Origin of the sequence: Shewanella sp. Choline-02u-19 (genome assembly GCF_002836205.1) — a bacterium.
Taxonomy (GTDB): domain Bacteria; phylum Pseudomonadota; class Gammaproteobacteria; order Enterobacterales; family Shewanellaceae; genus Shewanella.
The window spans coordinates 19,931-37,250 of record NZ_PJBE01000013.1; the positions used below are offsets into that span (position 1 = coordinate 19,931).

General features: G+C 44.0%; 12 protein-coding genes and 8 tRNA genes. 13 read left to right on the forward strand and 7 right to left on the reverse strand.

Translation table 11 applies throughout. The features are described 5' to 3' along the window. Nucleotide 1: 1 nt before the first annotated feature. The 6 genes from lnt to CXF83_RS06935 form a co-directional block, all read right to left on the reverse strand. Nucleotides 2-1,558, reverse strand: a complete 1,557-nt coding sequence (gene lnt / locus CXF83_RS06910; RefSeq protein ID WP_101089920.1) for an apolipoprotein N-acyltransferase — start codon at nt 1,556-1,558, stop codon at nt 2-4. 38 nt (nt 1,559-1,596) lie between these two features. After that, entirely contained in the window at nt 1,597-2,472 is an 876-nt protein-coding gene (gene corC, locus CXF83_RS06915) for a CNNM family magnesium/cobalt transport protein CorC (RefSeq protein ID WP_101089921.1), read from the reverse strand. A 27-nt stretch (nt 2,473-2,499) separates the two neighbouring features. After that, on the reverse strand, nt 2,500-2,970 hold the full coding sequence (ybeY, locus tag CXF83_RS06920; protein WP_101089922.1) for an rRNA maturation RNase YbeY: 471 nt from the start codon (nt 2,968-2,970) through the stop codon (nt 2,500-2,502). After that, the gene (locus tag CXF83_RS06925) at nt 2,963-4,003 is read right to left on the reverse strand and encodes a PhoH family protein (protein WP_101089923.1); all 1,041 of its coding nucleotides are present in this window, start codon (nt 4,001-4,003) and stop codon (nt 2,963-2,965) included. The genes ybeY and CXF83_RS06925 overlap by 8 nt, the downstream gene beginning before the upstream one ends. A 161-nt stretch (nt 4,004-4,164) precedes the next feature. Further along, nucleotides 4,165-5,592, reverse strand: coding sequence for a tRNA (N6-isopentenyl adenosine(37)-C2)-methylthiotransferase MiaB (gene miaB / locus CXF83_RS06930; RefSeq protein WP_101089924.1), 1,428 nt, complete (start codon nt 5,590-5,592; stop codon nt 4,165-4,167). Nucleotides 5,593-5,687: 95 nt separating this feature from the next. Further along, nucleotides 5,688-6,002 carry a hypothetical protein gene (locus CXF83_RS06935; protein WP_101089925.1) on the reverse strand — a complete coding sequence of 105 codons (315 nt, stop codon included), beginning with the start codon at nt 6,000-6,002 and terminating at the stop codon, nt 5,688-5,690. Between the two features lie 327 nt (nt 6,003-6,329). On the opposite strand from CXF83_RS06935, the gene CXF83_RS06940 reads away from it, so the two are divergent. The 13 genes from CXF83_RS06940 to CXF83_RS07000 all read left to right on the forward strand — a co-directional run bounded on the left by CXF83_RS06940 (nt 6,330) and on the right by CXF83_RS07000 (nt 16,222). Next, a complete protein-coding gene (locus CXF83_RS06940) occupies nt 6,330-7,496 on the forward strand; it encodes an FAD-dependent oxidoreductase (protein WP_101090032.1) in 1,167 nt (388 codons plus the stop codon). Between the two features lie 234 nt (nt 7,497-7,730). Next, a complete protein-coding gene (gene pth, locus CXF83_RS06945; RefSeq protein WP_101089926.1) occupies nt 7,731-8,315 on the forward strand; it encodes an aminoacyl-tRNA hydrolase in 585 nt (194 codons plus the stop codon). 52 nt (nt 8,316-8,367) lie between these two features. After that, on the forward strand, nt 8,368-9,459 hold the full coding sequence (ychF, locus tag CXF83_RS06950) for a redox-regulated ATPase YchF (RefSeq protein ID WP_101089927.1): 1,092 nt from the start codon (nt 8,368-8,370) through the stop codon (nt 9,457-9,459). A gap of 370 nt (nt 9,460-9,829) precedes the next feature. Further along, nucleotides 9,830-9,906 (forward strand) — tRNA-Met (locus CXF83_RS06955). A 178-nt stretch (nt 9,907-10,084) separates the two neighbouring features. Then, a tRNA-Leu gene (locus CXF83_RS06960) sits at nt 10,085-10,169 on the forward strand. Nucleotides 10,170-10,219: 50 nt separating this feature from the next. Then, nucleotides 10,220-10,294, forward strand: a tRNA-Gln gene (locus CXF83_RS06965). 5 nt (nt 10,295-10,299) lie between these two features. Further along, nucleotides 10,300-10,376: transfer RNA gene (locus CXF83_RS06970), tRNA-Met, on the forward strand. A 200-nt stretch (nt 10,377-10,576) separates the two neighbouring features. After that, nucleotides 10,577-10,661: transfer RNA gene (locus tag CXF83_RS06975), tRNA-Leu, on the forward strand. A 50-nt stretch (nt 10,662-10,711) separates the two neighbouring features. Next, nucleotides 10,712-10,786 (forward strand) — tRNA-Gln (locus tag CXF83_RS06980). A gap of 103 nt (nt 10,787-10,889) precedes the next feature. Beyond that, a tRNA-Leu gene (locus tag CXF83_RS06985) sits at nt 10,890-10,974 on the forward strand. Between the two features lie 21 nt (nt 10,975-10,995). Beyond that, a tRNA-Gln gene (locus CXF83_RS06990) sits at nt 10,996-11,070 on the forward strand. A 1,234-nt stretch (nt 11,071-12,304) separates the two neighbouring features. After that, nucleotides 12,305-14,665, forward strand: a complete 2,361-nt coding sequence (locus tag CXF83_RS06995; RefSeq protein ID WP_101089928.1) for a multiheme c-type cytochrome — start codon at nt 12,305-12,307, stop codon at nt 14,663-14,665. Nucleotides 14,666-14,848: 183 nt separating this feature from the next. Then, nucleotides 14,849-16,222, forward strand: coding sequence for a winged helix-turn-helix domain-containing protein (locus tag CXF83_RS07000; protein WP_157822889.1), 1,374 nt, complete (start codon nt 14,849-14,851; stop codon nt 16,220-16,222). A 120-nt stretch (nt 16,223-16,342) separates the two neighbouring features. On the opposite strand, the gene CXF83_RS07005 is transcribed toward CXF83_RS07000, so the two are convergent. After that, nucleotides 16,343-17,290 carry a ribose-phosphate pyrophosphokinase gene (locus CXF83_RS07005; protein ID WP_101089930.1) on the reverse strand — a complete coding sequence of 316 codons (948 nt, stop codon included), beginning with the start codon at nt 17,288-17,290 and terminating at the stop codon, nt 16,343-16,345. Nucleotides 17,291-17,320: the final 30 nt, after the last annotated feature.

Sequence of the window (17,320 nt, forward strand, 5' to 3'; positions counted from 1 at the left end):
GTTATTTAGCCTTCGTAAATCCGTTTGTCTTTAACTTTCTTATTGATACTAAACCGAATAGAAGAGCTGAAAGTAATAGCACCGGCCATTGGCCGAAGAGGGTGAAGAGTGTATGGCCTTTAACCAATGGAATATCTGCTGTTAACACACCGGCTTCGAACTGGGGGAGCTGGTGGGTGATATCGCCTTTTTCATTGACGACAGCAGTCACGCCGTTATTGGTGGCGCGGACCAAAGGTCTGCCAAGCTCAACCGAACGCATTTGAGCTATTTCCATGTGTTGTAACGGTCCGTTTGAAGTGCCAAACCAAGCATCATTAGAGACCGTTAACAGTAAGTCAGTCTGCTCATTTACGTTGGCTCTTAACTGCTCAGGAAATGCAATTTCATAGCAAATTGCTGGTGTAATCTGGTGTCCGACGGCATTTAAGTTATCTTGCAAATAATCACCACGATTAAAGGATGACATCGGCAAATTAAACAAGGGTGCTATAGGGCGTAACAGTGACTCAAATGGGACAAATTCGCCGATAGGTAACAAGTGGTGCTTTCTAAATTCATTCTTCTCTTCACCATAGTAATCGCCTTTGTCTTGTTGTTTTGCATCATAATTCCCTAAAACAATCAGTGAATTATAGTAGCTGTTACCACGCTGACTGATAATCCCAGTAATAATGGCACTGTTATTTAAATTAGCCGCTTGATTGGCATTATAAAGAAAATCTTTGACCATGTGTTCGGGGGCCGGAATGGCCGCTTCTGGCCAGACGATGAGATCTGCTGAAAACTCTGGCCGAGATAAGTCCATATACTTGAGCATTGTTGGCCACAGTGCGTCGGGCTCCCACTTCATACTCTGGGGAATATTACCTTGGACAAGTGCAACGCTGAGACTTTCGCCTTTTGACTCAACCGTGGAGGTATAGGGCGCAATAAACGTGAGCACTGCAGCTACAGGCACAATAATGAGTGCACTGCGCCAGCGTTTAACCATACCAAGCGCCAATGCGCCGGCCAGTAAAGCCACGATAAAACTTAAGCTCAAAGTCCCCGTCATCGAGGCAATGGGCTTCAGTGGTCCTTGTGTTTGACTATAACCCGCCCAAAGCCATGGGAAGCCAGTGAGTACCCAGCCCCTAGCCCATTCCGTTAATGTCCAAAGCGCAGGGAACAACATTAAGTTACGGCTGATACTGGTTTTAGGGGCTATTTTTTGCAGTAAATAGCCGGTTAGCGCTGGATAGATTGCTAAATAAAGTGCCAATAGCGCCATCAAACTCATCGATGCAATTAGCGGTATACCACCATAGGTGTCCATACTGACATGCACCCAGCTAATACCAACACAAAAGCAACCAAAGCCGAAACTTAGCCAGTAATGTAATCCTTGTTTTGCGGATAAACCGGCACTTTGATGCAGGGCAAATGCCATCGCAACGATGTAAAGTGGCCAAATAGAGTAGGGGGCAAAAGCAAGCGCTGTCATGGCGCCAGCCGCAAAGGCTAGCACCAATCTCAGATAGGAATGATGGGCGAATGCCCGTAATTTACTCAGCATACAGCCTCATCATTGGGCGCTGTTAAGGGAGCCGATTGCTAGGCAACGCTCTCTTTAGCAGCTGGATCGGGAAATTTTACGCGTAATTGGATTAATCTACGGGTATCTGCGTTGACGACTTTAAACTCAATGCCTTTAATCATGACATTTTCATCACGTTCAGGCAGGTGCCCAAAAGCATGAGAAACTAAGCCACCCACGGTATCAAACTCTTCATCACTGAATTGAGTGCTAAACGCGTCATTAAAGTCATCTATCGGCGTTAATGCTTTGACCATATAGACTTGTTTTGAGATTTGTTTGATTTCAGTCTCTTCAGCTGAGTCATGATCAAATTCATCTTCAATATCACCAACAATCTCTTCGAGAATGTCTTCAATTGTCACTAAACCTGACACTCCACCGTATTCATCGACGACGATCGCCATATGATAACGTTGAGAACGAAACTCTTTTAACAATACGTCGACCCGTTTACTTTCCGGAACGACCACTGCTGGGCGGATAACTTGCCCAAGTTCAAAAGGCTTTTCATTGTTCTTAAAGCCATACTGAAGTAGATCTTTAGCGAGTAAAATACCCTCGATATGATCTTTGTCTTCATTGACTACTGGAAAGCGGGAGTGTGCTGAGCCAATAACGGTAGAGAGTAGTTCTTCTACTGTGTTGTCTATTTGAAGTGCGACGATTTGCGCGCGTGGGATCATGATGTCCCGCACTCGAAGATCGGAGACTTCCAATACACCTTTAATCATTTCACGCGTGTCTTCGCTGATCACTTCACGTAGTTCTGCACCGTGAATGACCTCAACCAATTCTTCGCGACTTTTGGGTTCGCCCTGGAATAACTGACTTACTTTTTCCAACCAGCCTTTCTTGGAGGCGTTGGTACTCGGGGGGATATCGTCACTCATAGTGTTTTATTGACTCTTTCGAGTCAATTATTGCTCCTCATAAGGGTTGTTATAACCAAGGCTTTCAATCAGTTGGGTCTCTAATGACTCCATCTCTTCAGCCTCTATATTGTCTATATGATCATACCCTAGCAGATGGAGGCAACCATGTACAACCATGTGCGCCCAATGTGCGGTAAGGGGTTTGTTTTGATCAATTGCTTCTTGCTCTACCACAGCTGCACAGACAACTAAATCGCCCAGTAGTGGCAGTTCTATGCCGGGTGGAGCTTCAAACGGGAAAGAGAGCACATTGGTGGGCTTATCTTTTCCGCGATAGGTGTTATTTAGCATCTGGCTTTCTGCAGAATCGACAATTCTTATGGTTAATTCTACGTGGTCCATACTACTTCTGAGTGCTGTTTTCACCCAAAGTTCCAGCTCTTGTGCTGAAGGAAGTGCAACGGCATCAACTGCAATTTGCAGATCGAGATCTACACTTGTTGGTGCATTAGTCATGATTGGGTGTTTCCTGTAGCTGATATTGGCTATCTTTATTGCCTTTACTTGTCTGGCTCTTTAGCTCATAGGCTTCATAGGCTTCAACAATTCTGGCCACAATAGGATGACGAACGACGTCTTTGGCTTGGAAGAAGTTAAAGCTAATTTCGCTGACATCGCCTAACACTTCAATTGAATGACGCAGACCTGATTTTTGATGTTTCGGCAGATCTATCTGAGTGATGTCACCAGTGATAACCGCACGAGAGTTAAATCCTATACGGGTTAAAAACATCTTCATCTGTTCAACTGTAGTGTTTTGGCTTTCATCAAGAATGATAAAAGCATCGTTTAAGGTGCGTCCGCGCATATAAGCCAGTGGCGCAACCTCAATGACATTACGTTCTAATAGGCGCTCAACTTTTTCAAAGCCCATCATCTCAAATAGCGCGTCGTACAGTGGTCGTAAATACGGGTCGACCTTTTGACTCAAGTCGCCGGGTAAAAAACCCAGTTTTTCACCCGCTTCGACGGCTGGACGCGTTAAAAGAATACGGCGAACTTCTTGACGCTCTAGTGCATCAACCGCGGCGGCAACGGCTAAGTATGTTTTTCCGGTACCCGCGGGGCCAATACCAAAGGTAATATCATGGGAGACAATATTACGCACATAATCACTTTGATTTGGATTCCGTGGCTTAATTACACCACGCTTTGTTTTGATATAAAGCTCTTTCTCATCGCGAGGCGCTTCCATATCAAATGCGACAGCTTCTTGAATGGCAATATGAACAGTATCAGGTTCTAGATCTGGCGTGCTGCCTTTAAGAGGCTGAGTTTCAACATACAAGTCTCTGAGTAAGTTATTGGCAGTTAAACAGTTTTTAGGTACGCCGACTATCTGAAAATGATTGTCACGATAGCTGATCTCAACACCAATACGGCGCTCTAATTGCTTAATGTTGTCATCAAAAGGACCGCAAAGTGACGCTAGTCTGCGTGTTTCCGCTGGCTCTAAATACAGGTTGAGTGTCGTTAACTTATTAGACAAAAAATAACTCCAGATTCAAGAATATTACCGAGCGAGAGCACTCTAGTTTACGAGGCATAATCAATAAATGCGAATGGTATTTTTGAATGATTATAGGGATGAAAAAAGCGGCATCTAAGATGCCGCCCTATAAACGTGTTTACCCTTGGTTATCGAGTCTTTTAAGACGGGGTAAATTGGGTGACACCAATGGCGTCATCTTGCTTATACTTTGCGACGATATCTGATGGACGTAAGTCGCGACGTAAATCCATTTCATCTTCAGCGCGGACAAATACACCGCGCAATGAGTTGGTGTATACATCAACAATTTCAACGTCAACAAAGCCGCCAATATGCTCGGGCTTACCTTCAAAGTTAACCACGCGACTGTTTTCAGTACGACCACGCAGTTCCATTGGGTTTTTAACCGATGGCCCTTCAACCAAAATGCGCTGCACTGTACCGACCATGTGGCGGCTATAGCGCATGGCTTGTTGAGTGATACGATCTTGCAATATGGCTAAGCGCTCTTTTTTCTCTTCCAGTGAGACGTTATCTGGCAGATCGGCAGCGGGTGTACCTGGGCGTGCGCTGTAAATAAAGCTAAAGCTATGATCAAACTGAATGTCTTCGATGAGTTTCATTGTGTCAGCAAAATCTTGCTTAGATTCACCTGGGAAGCCAATGATGAAATCAGAGCTAATCTGAATATCGGGACGCGCTTTACGCAAGCGGCGAATAATAGACTTATATTCGATAGCCATATGGCCACGCTTCATCTGCGTCAGGATCAAATCTGAGCCAGATTGAACCGGTAGATGCAAGAAGCTCACAAGCTCTGGAGTGTCTTCGTAAACATCAATAATATCTTGGCCGAACTCAATTGGGTGGCTGGTGGTAAAACGTAGGCGGTCTATGCCATCAATCGCAGCAACGTAGCGTAGTAGTTCTGCAAAGGTACAGATCTCATCATCGTGGGTTGCACCGCGATAGGCATTTACGTTCTGGCCGAGCAAATTCACTTCACGTACACCTTGATCAGCCAATTGGGCTATTTCAAGAATGATATCGTCTAATGGACGGCTGACTTCTTCACCGCGGGTATAAGGTACAACGCAGAAAGAGCAATACTTACTACAACCTTCCATGATGGAAACATAGGCACTAGGGCCGTCAGCACGTGGTTCGGGGAGGCGATCAAACTTTTCAATCTCAGGGAAACTGACGTCAATAACGACTTTTTTACCCTCTTTAATCTGGTCAATCATTTCTGGTAGACGGTGCAGTGTTTGTGGGCCGAAAATAAGATCCACACACTGGGCACGGTCTTTAATTGCCTTACCTTCTTGAGATGCTACGCAGCCGCCAACACCAATAATAAGGCCCGGTTTTTTGTCTTTTAGTGTTTTCCAACGCCCTAGCTGATGAAAAACTTTTTCTTGTGCTTTCTCACGAATAGAACAGGTGTTGAGCAAAAGCACATCGGCTTCCGTTGCATCATCTGTCAGGGTATAGCCTTCGTATTCGTCGAGAAGATCGGCCATCTTTGATGAGTCGTACTCATTCATTTGACAGCCCCAAGTTTTAATATGGAGTTTTTTACTCATCAGTTTGTATCACTCTAGATGCACCGAAAAAATAGCGAAATATTTTAACGCTTATGCGGGCTGCTGGCTAGCATTTAGCCTATGTTTGAGTGAAATTAATCTGCTGCCTTGATTGCCCTTGTTAAACGTACGGGTATGGTTTTTTGCTGTTCTGTACTAACAGTATTGTCGATAACACCTTGTTCTTGAGCCATTTGCAGGCTACTCATACGTGCTTGTATGTGGATGTCAGCACGTAATTGCAGTTTGAACATGCTGAATACATGAGTGGTATATTGGTAAATAGCATAATCCATTGGACTGCGATAAGTGACGGACATGTGCTCTATATCTTGCTGTGAGTCTGCCGCGATGCTGGCTAATGGGGTGAATAGCGTTATTAGTAACGTAGCTAGGGTTAATGATTTCATATTATTCTCACTCATTCCTCAGGGATATATCCATTTGACAATTTGAGTCTATGGTATGGTTTGAATATGAGTGTGAATGGTATGTAACCAGTTGTTAATCATTGGCGTCTCAGACACATTTATATACGTTAGAGTGCTCTGAGACATTAAACGACATATTTTGTTTGGCTTAATTGCATCGTCCTTGCTTAAGAAGCGCTACTTTGATCAATTTTTGCTATGCAAAGGACAAATAGAATCGTTTTTGAGTGTAAACTTCTCCCAATATAAGTCGGATCATCTTTCAGGAGTCTAAGGTCTGTGGAACAGCTGAAGAATAAAAGCAGTATGTATGACGCTGTTGTCGTTGGCGGCGGCATGGTTGGAGCTGCGACGGCGATTGGTTTAGCCCAGCTAGGACTAAAAGTTGCAGTGGTTGAAGCATTTGCGCCCAAAGCTTATGAAAGCTCACAACCGCTTGACTTAAGAGTGTCTGCCATTAGTGCGGCCTCTGAAGCGCTTCTGGACCGCCTTGGGGCTCTGGAGCATTTAGGCACAATGCGACAAGTCGCTTATAAAGGACTCGAAACTTGGGAATTAGACGGGTGCATCACCCAATTTCATGCCGATCAAATTGGCACTTCGCATCTTGGCCATATTGTCGAAAACCGCTTAATCCAGCTCTCTTTATGGCATCGTATGGCACAGTTAGAGAATATTACTCTATTCTGTCCAGTAAAAATCAGTCAGTTAAAGCGCGCAAATGATGCTATCGATATTACCCTTGAGGATGGCCAAGCGTTCTCTACTCGGTTATTGGTTGGCGCAGATGGTGCAAACTCTTATGTTAGGCAATGGGCAAAGATCGGTATTACGGGCTGGGATTACCGTCAGTCAGCAATGCTGATTAATATCGAAACCCATTGTGGCGAGCAAGATGTTACCTGGCAACAATTTACCCCCAAAGGTCCTCGCTCTTTACTACCACTTCCTGGCAACAATGCCTCTTTGGTTTGGTACGACGATGCCAATCGCATTGCGCAGTTGTCTCAGTTGAATAATGCGGCCTTGAAAAGTCAGATTGATCAGTATTTTCCAGCGAGGCTAGATCGTGATTTTAAAGTGATGAATAAAGCGAGCTTTAAGCTGACTCGTCGTCATGCCGAGCGATATTATGGCGACAATTTGGTGATCCTTGGTGACGCCGCGCATACCATTAACCCTTTAGCAGGGCAGGGCGTTAACCTCGGCTTTAAAGATGTTGATGCACTTATCACCACCGTCGAGTCGTACATAAAGCACGATGCGGGCTGGTGGAGTACTGAAGTACTACTACAGTACCAAAAATGCCGTTATCGAGATAATCAATTGATGATGACCGCGATGGATATGTTTTACGCCAGTTTTAGCAACGACATTTTACCGCTAAAACTATTAAGAAATGGCGTACTTAAATTAGCTAACATTGACAGCCCAATAAAAAAACAGGTATTAAAATACGCTATGGGTTTTTAATGGGTCACCGTCCTATATAAGGATTAAACAAGAAAGCGGAGAGCTGCATAACAGCTTTTCGCTTTCTTGTTTATTAGGGGGAGTCAGGCAAAATTTGCAGGCGATGTCTACCACGCGATATTGCCCATTTTGCGTATAATTTGTTGGTACGCGGTTTGAGTGCTAAAATGCCGCGTTTTTAATTTTGTGGCTAAGTGCGGCAAAACATGAATAAGTAAACACAGACTGAGTATTATGAGCAATATAAAACTTATTGTTGGGTTAGCAAATCCCGGCGCACAGTATGATCGAACACGCCATAACGCGGGTGCTTGGTACGTTGAAGAACTCGCGCGCGTCTGTGGTGCGACGTTAGTATTAGACAGCAAGTACTTTGGTATGACAGCGAGAGTGACACTGCATGGCAAGGATGTCCGCTTATTGATCCCGATAACCTTTATGAATTTAAGTGGTAAGTCGGTTGGCGCATTGGCGAATTTTTTTCGTATTGCTCCAGAAGAGATATTGGTCGCGCATGATGAGCTTGATATGCCACCTGGGGTTGCAAAGTTTAAGTTGGGCGGGGGGCACGGTGGCCATAATGGCTTAAAAGATATCATTGCTAAATTGGCTAATGATAAAGGCTTCTATCGCTTACGCATTGGTATTGGGCATCCAGGTGATAAAAACCAGGTCAGTAACTATGTGTTGAGTAAGGCTCCGCCAACGGATCAAGAGATGATGGACGCTGCTATAGATGAAGCGGTGCGCTCGACAGAGATTTTATTTAACGACGATATGGCAAAGGCGATGCACAGGTTGCATTCTTTTAAAGCATAAACAAATGCTTGGGGAATACCCCCAGGTTATTCATTGATATAAAGGTAACAATATGGGTTTCAAATGTGGCATCGTAGGCCTGCCAAATGTTGGTAAATCAACACTTTTCAACGCGTTAACTAAAGCAGGCATCGAAGCATCAAACTTCCCGTTCTGTACGATTGAGCCAAATACAGGCATTGTTCCTGTACCTGATTCAAGATTGGATGCGTTAGCTGAGATAGTTAAGCCTGAGCGTGTTATGCCTACAACAATGGAATTTGTAGATATTGCTGGTTTAGTGGCAGGCGCATCTAAAGGTGAAGGCTTAGGCAATAAGTTCTTAGCTAACATCCGTGAGACTGATGCAATTGGCCATGTTGTACGTTGTTTTGAAGATGACAACATTGTGCATGTCGCAAACAAGGTAGACCCTGCAAGTGATATCGAAGTTATCAATACTGAACTTGCGCTTGCCGATTTAGATTCATGCGAGCGTGCTATTACTCGTCAAGCCAAACGCGCTAAAGGCGGCGACTCAGAGGCGAAGTTTGAAGTTGCCGTACTTGAGAAGATGCGCCCAATATTAGACGAAGGCAAAATGTTGCGTTCAATGGATTTAAGCAAGGAAGAGCTAGCAGCAATTACTTACTTGAACTTCTTAACCATTAAACCAACGATGTATATCGCTAACGTTGCAGAAGACGGTTTTGAAAATAACCCTCATTTAGATACTGTTCGTGCCATCGCTACTGAAGAGAATGCAGTTGTAGTGGCAGTATGCGCTGCAATTGAATCTGAACTTGCAGAAATGGAGACCGAAGACCGTGAAGAGTTCATGGCCGATTTAGGTCTAGAAGAGCCCGGTCTTGATCGCGTCATCCGCGCTGGTTACGACTTGCTTACGCTACAGACATATTTTACCGCTGGTGTTAAAGAAGTGCGTGCATGGACCGTTAAAATCGGTGCAAGCGCTCCACAAGCTGCTGGTGTTATCCATACTGACTTCGAACGTGGCTTTATTCGTGCTCAAGTGATGGCGTATGAGGACTTTATCACCCATAAAGGTGAAGCAGGCGCTAAAGAAGCGGGTAAATTACGCGTTGAAGGTAAAACATACGTCGTTAAAGATGGCGATGTAATGCACTTCTTATTTAACGTATAAGTTCTTTGCGGCAGCTATAGCCGTAAAAAAATGTAAAACGCGGCGCTTAAAGTCATCTTTAAGCGCCGCGTTTGTATTTGGGCATCTGTTAACCTAGTTAAAAATGATTCATTTTTAGTGCTAAGCTTGGCGAATGCTTGGATTTTGAGCTTGTCGTTGCGATTTGTAGAGGCTTGATCAAAGAAATAAAATTATTTTGAGTTGCTAAATTAGCGTAAATCGCAATATATTGCGCATCTGTTGCCCAGTTTGGCGAAGTAATAGCCTAACAGTGTGATTAGTTTAAATTAGCGAAAAAAAGCAGTTGACCTGAATACGCTGAATAAGCATAATACGCCCCGTTCCTCAGTGAGAGGGACGAAATATAGATGGCAATGTAGCTCAGCTGGTTAGAGCACAGCACTCATAATGCTGGGGTCGCAGGTTCAAGTCCCGCCATTGCTACCATCTTCTCTAGATGTAAACTTGAGAATGGCCGACTAGTTGAAAGTTTACTTTCAGAAATAGGGTTGGCAACATCTTAATCTAGATGTAAAACTTGATGCAGTTTGGAAGTGGTGGATGTTGATATTAGACACGCTATAACTGAGTGCCATCTTAATCTAGATGTGAAACTTGATGCAGTGCGGGAGTGGTGGAATTGGTAGACACGCCAGATTTAGGTTCTGGTGCCGTAAGGTGTGAGAGTTCAAGTCTCTCTTCCCGTACCATTTATTGAAAAGTAATGAGCTTAGGCTGGTTATTAGTAAGAAAGATTAATTGGGATATCGCCAAGCGGTAAGGCACCGGGTTTTGATCTCGGCATTCCCAGGTTCAAATCCTGGTATCCCAGCCATCTTTGGCAATGTAGCTCAGCTGGTTAGAGCACAGCACTCATAATGCTGGGGTCGCAGGTTCAAGTCCCGCCATTGCTACCATCTTTCTCAGGATGTAAAAAGTGGGATTGTAGCAAAGACGGTTCGTAAGTCCCGGCAATATGCTACCATCTTCTCAAGATGTAAAATATGAGACATCTTAATCTCGATGTAAACTTGATAGAGTTTGGAAGTGGTGGATGTTGATATTAGACACGCTATAACTAAATGCATCTTAATCTAGATGTAAAACTTGATGCAGTGCGGGAGTGGTGGAATTGGTAGACACGCCAGATTTAGGTTCTGGTGCCGTAAGGTGTGAGAGTTCAAGTCTCTCTTCCCGTACCATTTATTTTGACGTAATGAGTTTCGACTTGTTACTAGCAACACAGTTTAATTGGGATATCGCCAAGCGGTAAGGCACCGGGTTTTGATCTCGGCATTCCCAGGTTCAAATCCTGGTATCCCAGCCATTTTTAAAAGGTTGATTTATTGACCTTGTCTTAATAGCTACTAGACAATTGTATTGTTGCAGGCTATAAAGATGAAGCAAGGAAACTTGCAGTAAAATTCGATGCGGGAGTGGTGGAATTGGTAGACACGCCAGATTTAGGTTCTGGTGCCGTAAGGTGTGAGAGTTCAAGTCTCTCTTCCCGTACCATCGAGTTTTAAACAGTTTAATTGGGATATCGCCAAGCGGTAAGGCACCGGGTTTTGATCTCGGCATTCCCAGGTTCAAATCCTGGTATCCCAGCCAAACACAAAAAGCCCGTCTTAATAGACGGGCTTTTTGCTTTTCAAAATTCCCCTTTTCGATGCACCACATAGATCCAATCTTTGTCTAAAGCAATCGCTACTGTTATTGCCATCAATAGCGTATTGAGCAGTGTTCTGACTGCACGCCTGATACCAATTGCATTAAGTATTTGACCGATTCAGAGCGCTACAGACGTTTCAATTCAAGGCCCATTGGTGAAGAAATAGTTACTCTCTCTCTTAAGCCAATGCAAAGCAGAAGTGGAAAATCTGAGTCGCTTAACGAGTGCGGTCGACGTTTAAAGCAAATGGAAAAGGCCTTCAAGCTTCGTTGTGGGCTTTGGATATACGACTAAATGGTCTATTTTGTTCCATACAAAATAAGACATTTCCACCCTCCTTGGCGGTCAGATTGAGGAGGTACGAGTCCACGGATGGACGAAGGTAGAATAATGCAAGAGCAATTATCGAGAGTCATTCATAGAGCTATTACCGAGGATGCCAGAGCCGAGAATAACGATTAGCTTCAATCCCCCACCTTGCTTACAGGGCTTTGAATTCCCGCGCAATGGTCAAACTTTTAATGCAACTGATCTAAATAGGCTCTGCATAAGAGACGGCACATAATGGTAGTCATCACACTTAGGGCGATTGCCAACGTGCAGAGAATGCTGAGGGACTTTAAGACGGTGTATCGTATGCCTAAGTAGGTTGAGCCTACGCTGACTGAGAGGTGTGAGCGCATTTAACACTAGCGACTCAATTAATTCCATGTCCCCGTCTTGATAATGGCTGTCATGTTACTCGCTGTGACGACTGTTTGAACACGTTTAAGCGCAACATTTCAATGGCACAAGCATTAAAAACCCTAAATCCAGTCATCTATTTTTTGGGTCATTGCGCTAGTGCTGCCATATCTGCGATGAGTCTAGTTAGCAAATTAGATTGAAATCCTAATGCTTGGTAACAAATCAGCCTTTTGTTAACTTTTGTTAGCTCACTTAGTGCTAACAATCACGCTTTAGCGTTGGTTTTTCACCTAACGTTAACATTTAGTTTTTATTTGGCATCCTTTTGGTTACTTATTGTTATCGATTAAGGCTTTATTTGTGCTGGGTTTCTCGTTAACCAATTTGTTTCAAAATACAACCGAGGTTGTCACACTTTAATTGCAATCGTTTCGTTACATTTCGTTTGCCCCAAAAAAGAGGGCTAAATAAAAGAGAGTGGAACAGATGATGAAACGAGTCGATATAAAAGTTGCGACATTAGCAGCCTTCATTGGACTGGCCTTAACGGGTTGTTCTGGTGATGACGGACAAAATGGTAAAGATGGTGAAGCAGGTACTCCTGGTCAACCTGGCATTCCTGTCGCAGCAGATGCAAAGGCATTAACCGTAGCGATAGATAAGATTGTTGTTGGGGCGCAGTCTGATATTACGTTTACAGTAACCAATGAAAAAGACCTCCCTGTTGTAGGGTTAGAAAAGTTTGGTTTTATACTTTCAGGTCTTGAGCAAGGCGTTCAGGGGGATGCTAATAACTGGAAGTTGCTCAGCTCTGAAGCTTGTCCTGCCAGCAAATACTCTAAGTGTGGTAGCTTGCTTGATAATCAAGACGGTACTTATACCTATAGCTTTGAGAAAGACGTTAGCGCAGAAACAGCCTTTACTATCACTGATGAAAAGACATTAAGATTAGTGCTAAGAACCGGTGGCGAAGCTGTAGGAGCAACTGAGTTAAGCTATGCGAACATGCACTATGACTTTAGAGGTGAAGGCTTAGAGCCGCTCTATACTAAGAATGTGGTCAACAACCAAAACTGCGTTAGCTGTCATGATGATTTCAGTATCCATGGCGGTAAATACACTGAAGTCGAAACATGCGTTTCTTGCCATGCGGACAACAAAGTCAGTGACATCAGCAAAGTATTTCCAATGCTAGCGCATGAAGCACATATCGGAGTGATCCCTGCTCCCGTGGGTGGTTGTGATAACTGCCATGCTGAAAATGAGCAAGCTACTGATTTTGCAAACTGGAAGAACGTGCCTACTCAGGAAACGTGTATTACCTGTCATACAGACGTCAATTTCAAGGAAGGCATTGGCCACTGGCCATATCAGGACAATGCACAATGTGCCAATTGTCACACGCCAGATACCCTAGAAATGGTGCATTTGTCTACCTATAAAGGTCAGAACGAGCGCCGTGAAAATCTTCACCTTACGGTGACTGAAGCTAAGATGGTTGATGCTCCAGAAGCAAAAGCCAACATCGATGCCAACCTCGATACTGATAAGACTGGCTATGTGCAGCTAACCGTCGATATTTTGGACAAAAATGGTAACACGCGTAATGAGCAGTTAGATCTGGTTAAGTACATGTACTACGCCGAGTTCTATATCAACTGGGGTGGTCAGGATATGGGCATGGAGCGTGGTAAAGTTCTGCGTGTTCATACCAACAAAGAAAACTTCCCTGGCTATGTAGATGAGCCAATCGTGCTTAACTATGAAAATGGTAAGACGACGTTTGAAATCGGCCCATTCGATCTTGAAGATACTTTCGATGGTGACTTGAACGATAGCTACGGCATGGTTACGCCACGTATCTGGTTCTGCATCGACAAAGATGGCGAAACAATCCAGGATTGTGATGGCGAAACGGATTGGAGTAACGGTGCTGCGGGTTATAACTGGCAACACTTCTTCAATAAACAAGGCATGATGGAAGAGCGTCCACGTCGTCAAATCGTGACCAACGAGCTGTGTGGCGACTGTCATGGTACCACTACCTCAGACGATGGTTTTGTACAGATGACGCTTAACTGTCGTAGCTGTCACTCTGTAGTTAAGAACGATAGCACTTACTTCAGTACCACTTGTGCCTCTGGCTCGGTTGATTCCGATGGTGACGGTTCTTTAGACCCAATGGTTATGATGAAGAACCTGATGCCACGCGGCGAGCGTGACTGGACGACAGCATCTAATGCCGGCGAAGAATGTGTGGCTTGCCATAACGCCAACAATATGCCGACTCAGGTCATCCGTAATTCGCAAACCAAACAAGGTGATGAGGATTATATTGAGCAACTGACGATGAGTCACCCGGATCAGAAAGTATGGATCCATGCTATGCATGCCAACAACCGTGCCAACCAAAGTGGTGAAGGTTGGAAGCGTAATGTTGAGTACTCAGCTGACCTAGCTAACTGTACTAAATGTCATATCGAAGATAGTTATGATGCCAAGTATTTAGTGGGCCGCAAGCCGCTAGCGCTGGATCTTGACTACATGGATACTTATGACGGTTTGGACCCTGCAAATGGCAAAGACACTAGCGGTAACAAACGTTATGCCGTCGATGCGGTTGCAGATGCTTTTGTATCGCCAACCGCCGCTGTATGTTTGAGCTGTCATGGTAAGCGCGCTGCGGAAGAGGGTGAAGACCGCCGTCAAGTCCGTAAAGACGTTGTTAGTCATATGAAGCAAAATGGCGCTCAGTTCGGTGTCGAACTTGGTCAGTATACTGGTGAAGAGTCATGTGCAGTATGTCATGATCTAAACAACCTGAAGGAATCACATAACCTGAAATAAAGCTCTCATCCCTGCAATATTTTTTGACCCTAGCATTTTGCTAGGGTCTTTTTTTACGGGGATCACAAATATTAACAAAGCATCAATTGTTTAATCAGAACTCAGCATTATGTCAGGTTTAGTATTATCAAAATGGTTTAAAATGTTGTTTGGGGATCTACTAAAAGTAGTAGAGGTTAGATTGTGAATATTACTGAATTTTTAATTATTGATTTAGATGCCAGAGAGTTAGTTGATATCCATCATTCGACTCGTTGCGCATTATCATTGGCAGAGCTAGAAGTACTAAAAAGCTTAGTCAACCATGTGGGTGAAGTGGTTAGCAAAGAGACACTTAATGCCGCTGGTTGGCCCGGTAGAGTGGTTGCGCCCTCATCATTGACTCAATGCATGAGTAGTTTACGAAAAAAGCTGGCAGGGCAAACTGATATAGAGTTAAAAAATATCCCCCGTTACGGCTATAGCTTATGCATTATAGAGCATGCCGAAGCAGTAACTTCTACAGATATCGATAATGTCAGTACTTTCGTTAAGCCGGCATCTGGCAAGTTCAAAGCTCCAAACTCACACCGAATAAACCCAATAATCGCTAACGTGGCCGGTTGGCAGGGGGCATTAACCCCCAGACTTTATCGGCTTATTGGCATCGCTGTCGTCGTGACTTTTGTGGCTGGATTGCACTTTTCGGGAGGGCTTAAAACAATTGTTAACCAGCTTTCCTTATTGACCGAACCTGATGTGGCGTCAATCACTCAAAAGCGATTTTCATTGGCGAAAACCCCATCATTACTCAATGCGGTTCAACTGGAAAATCAACGTAAAGAAATTATTAGCGCTGACGATGTGGTCAAAAATTGGTTTAATTATGACAACATTTTCCAAAACTCGACTGATAAACAACTATTCTCTTTTGATAACGGCCGCTATGAATCAGTCGCTTTATGTAACGAATTCAATGAAGTATGCATTGACAAGCAGCCGCTTAACCTAGTGCGCTCGGTCAATGCGCCGACTACACCATTAGATATTCAATGGTTGGCGGATACCAAGCTAAGAATGGAGCAGGTAACCTATAATAATATTCTGTTAGATGAATTCGAGCCTGCCGATAAAGATTTGGTCGAGGATGTATTTCGGGCTGACGTGTACTATTACTCTGAAAGTAAAAATGTGGTGCGCGCAGATGTCAGATTGTCATTGATTTTTGATTCAGCGAATCGAGGTAAGCTGGTTGCTGCGGCATGTATTACCGATGATATGCTTAGAGAAATCTCAATTCGGTATCAGTTTAGTGGCGACTTTAAGCTGACCAAAAGTCAGGTTGATGGCAAAGTCGTTAGTACTTTTCTGGTCGATGTAAAAGAGCGCTCTTTCACTAGCCCACAACAGATATCGAAAGAATCGGCCACGATATACCGAGAGATCCGTAAAAATGTTCTGCAAAATGAACGTATGGTCATCAGGCAACTTTATCAAGATGATGACAGTGGCGTGTGGATGCTACCACTATGGGGCGAAACCATGGTTTGGGCTCATCGAGAGCAAGTATCACTCTAAGATATGTATTACTACAGGTTAACGCTTAGTGGCAAAGCAAAATGAAAAGTAATAGATACAAAAAACGCACTCAATTGAGTGCGTTTTTTATTTCAGCATTAAGCTTTAATCAAATAGTGATTAGTGCTTAAACATTGCCGAAATAGACTCTTCGTTGCTTACGCGACGAATCGCTTCAGCCATAACAGTAGACATTGTTAACTGAGTGACTTTCTCAAGTGCCGCTATTTCAGGGCTCAATGGGATAGTGTCTGTCACAATCACTTCATCAATGACTGATTCTAAGATATTCTTCGCCGCATTACCTGAGAACACAGGGTGAGTAGCATAAGCAAAAACGCGGTTTGCACCGTGTTCTTTAAGCGCTTCAGCTGCTTTACAAAGTGTACCGCCAGTATCAATCATGTCATCAACGATGATGCAATCACGGCCTTGAACATCGCCAATAATATGCATCACTTGTGAAACGTTTGCTTTTGGACGACGTTTATCGATGATCGCTAGATCTGAATCATCAAGTAACTTCGCGATTGCACGAGCACGTACAACGCCACCGATATCGGGTGAAACAACCACAGGGTTGTCTAGGTTCTTAGCTAACATATCTTCAAGCAACACAGGGCTACCGAAAACGTTATCAACGGGAACATCGAAGAAACCTTGAATTTGCTCAGCGTGCAGGTCACAAGTCAATACGCGGTCAACACCAACGCTTGATAGGAAATCGGCAACAACTTTAGCGGTAATAGGTACACGAGCGCTACGCACACGACGGTCTTGACGTGCATAACCGAAGTAAGGGATAACGGCTGTAATACGACCAGCAGATGCACGACGGAGTGCATCAACCATAACGATCAGTTCCATTAAGTTATCGTTAGTCGGAGCACAAGTAGATTGAATGATGAATACATCCGCACCACGTACATTTTCATTAATCTGGACACTGATTTCGCCATCACTGAAAACGCCTACATCTGCGTCTCCAAGTTTACAAAATAGACGATCGGCTATCTTCTTAGCGAGACTAGGTGTTGCGTTACCGGCAAAAAGTTTAATGTCAGGCACTGTAGAACCTCAGGCGTATGCTTCATGATT

What these genes read in the sequence shown, in the direction of transcription:
- lnt (WP_101089920.1), bottom strand. Translation starts at nt 1,558, where the DNA reads ATGCTGAGTAAATTACGGGCATTCGCCCATCATTCCTATCTGAGATTG.
- corC (WP_101089921.1), bottom strand. Translation starts at nt 2,472, where the DNA reads ATGAGTGACGATATCCCCCCGAGTACCAACGCCTCCAAGAAAGGCTGG.
- ybeY (WP_101089922.1), bottom strand. Translation starts at nt 2,970, where the DNA reads ATGACTAATGCACCAACAAGTGTAGATCTCGATCTGCAAATTGCAGTT.
- miaB (WP_101089924.1), bottom strand. Translation starts at nt 5,592, where the DNA reads ATGAGTAAAAAACTCCATATTAAAACTTGGGGCTGTCAAATGAATGAG.
- CXF83_RS06935 (WP_101089925.1), bottom strand. Translation starts at nt 6,002, where the DNA reads ATGAAATCATTAACCCTAGCTACGTTACTAATAACGCTATTCACCCCA.
- CXF83_RS06940 (WP_101090032.1), top strand. Translation starts at nt 6,330, where the DNA reads ATGTATGACGCTGTTGTCGTTGGCGGCGGCATGGTTGGAGCTGCGACG.
- pth (WP_101089926.1), top strand. Translation starts at nt 7,731, where the DNA reads ATGAGCAATATAAAACTTATTGTTGGGTTAGCAAATCCCGGCGCACAG.
- ychF (WP_101089927.1), top strand. Translation starts at nt 8,368, where the DNA reads ATGGGTTTCAAATGTGGCATCGTAGGCCTGCCAAATGTTGGTAAATCA.
- CXF83_RS06995 (WP_101089928.1), top strand. Translation starts at nt 12,305, where the DNA reads ATGATGAAACGAGTCGATATAAAAGTTGCGACATTAGCAGCCTTCATT.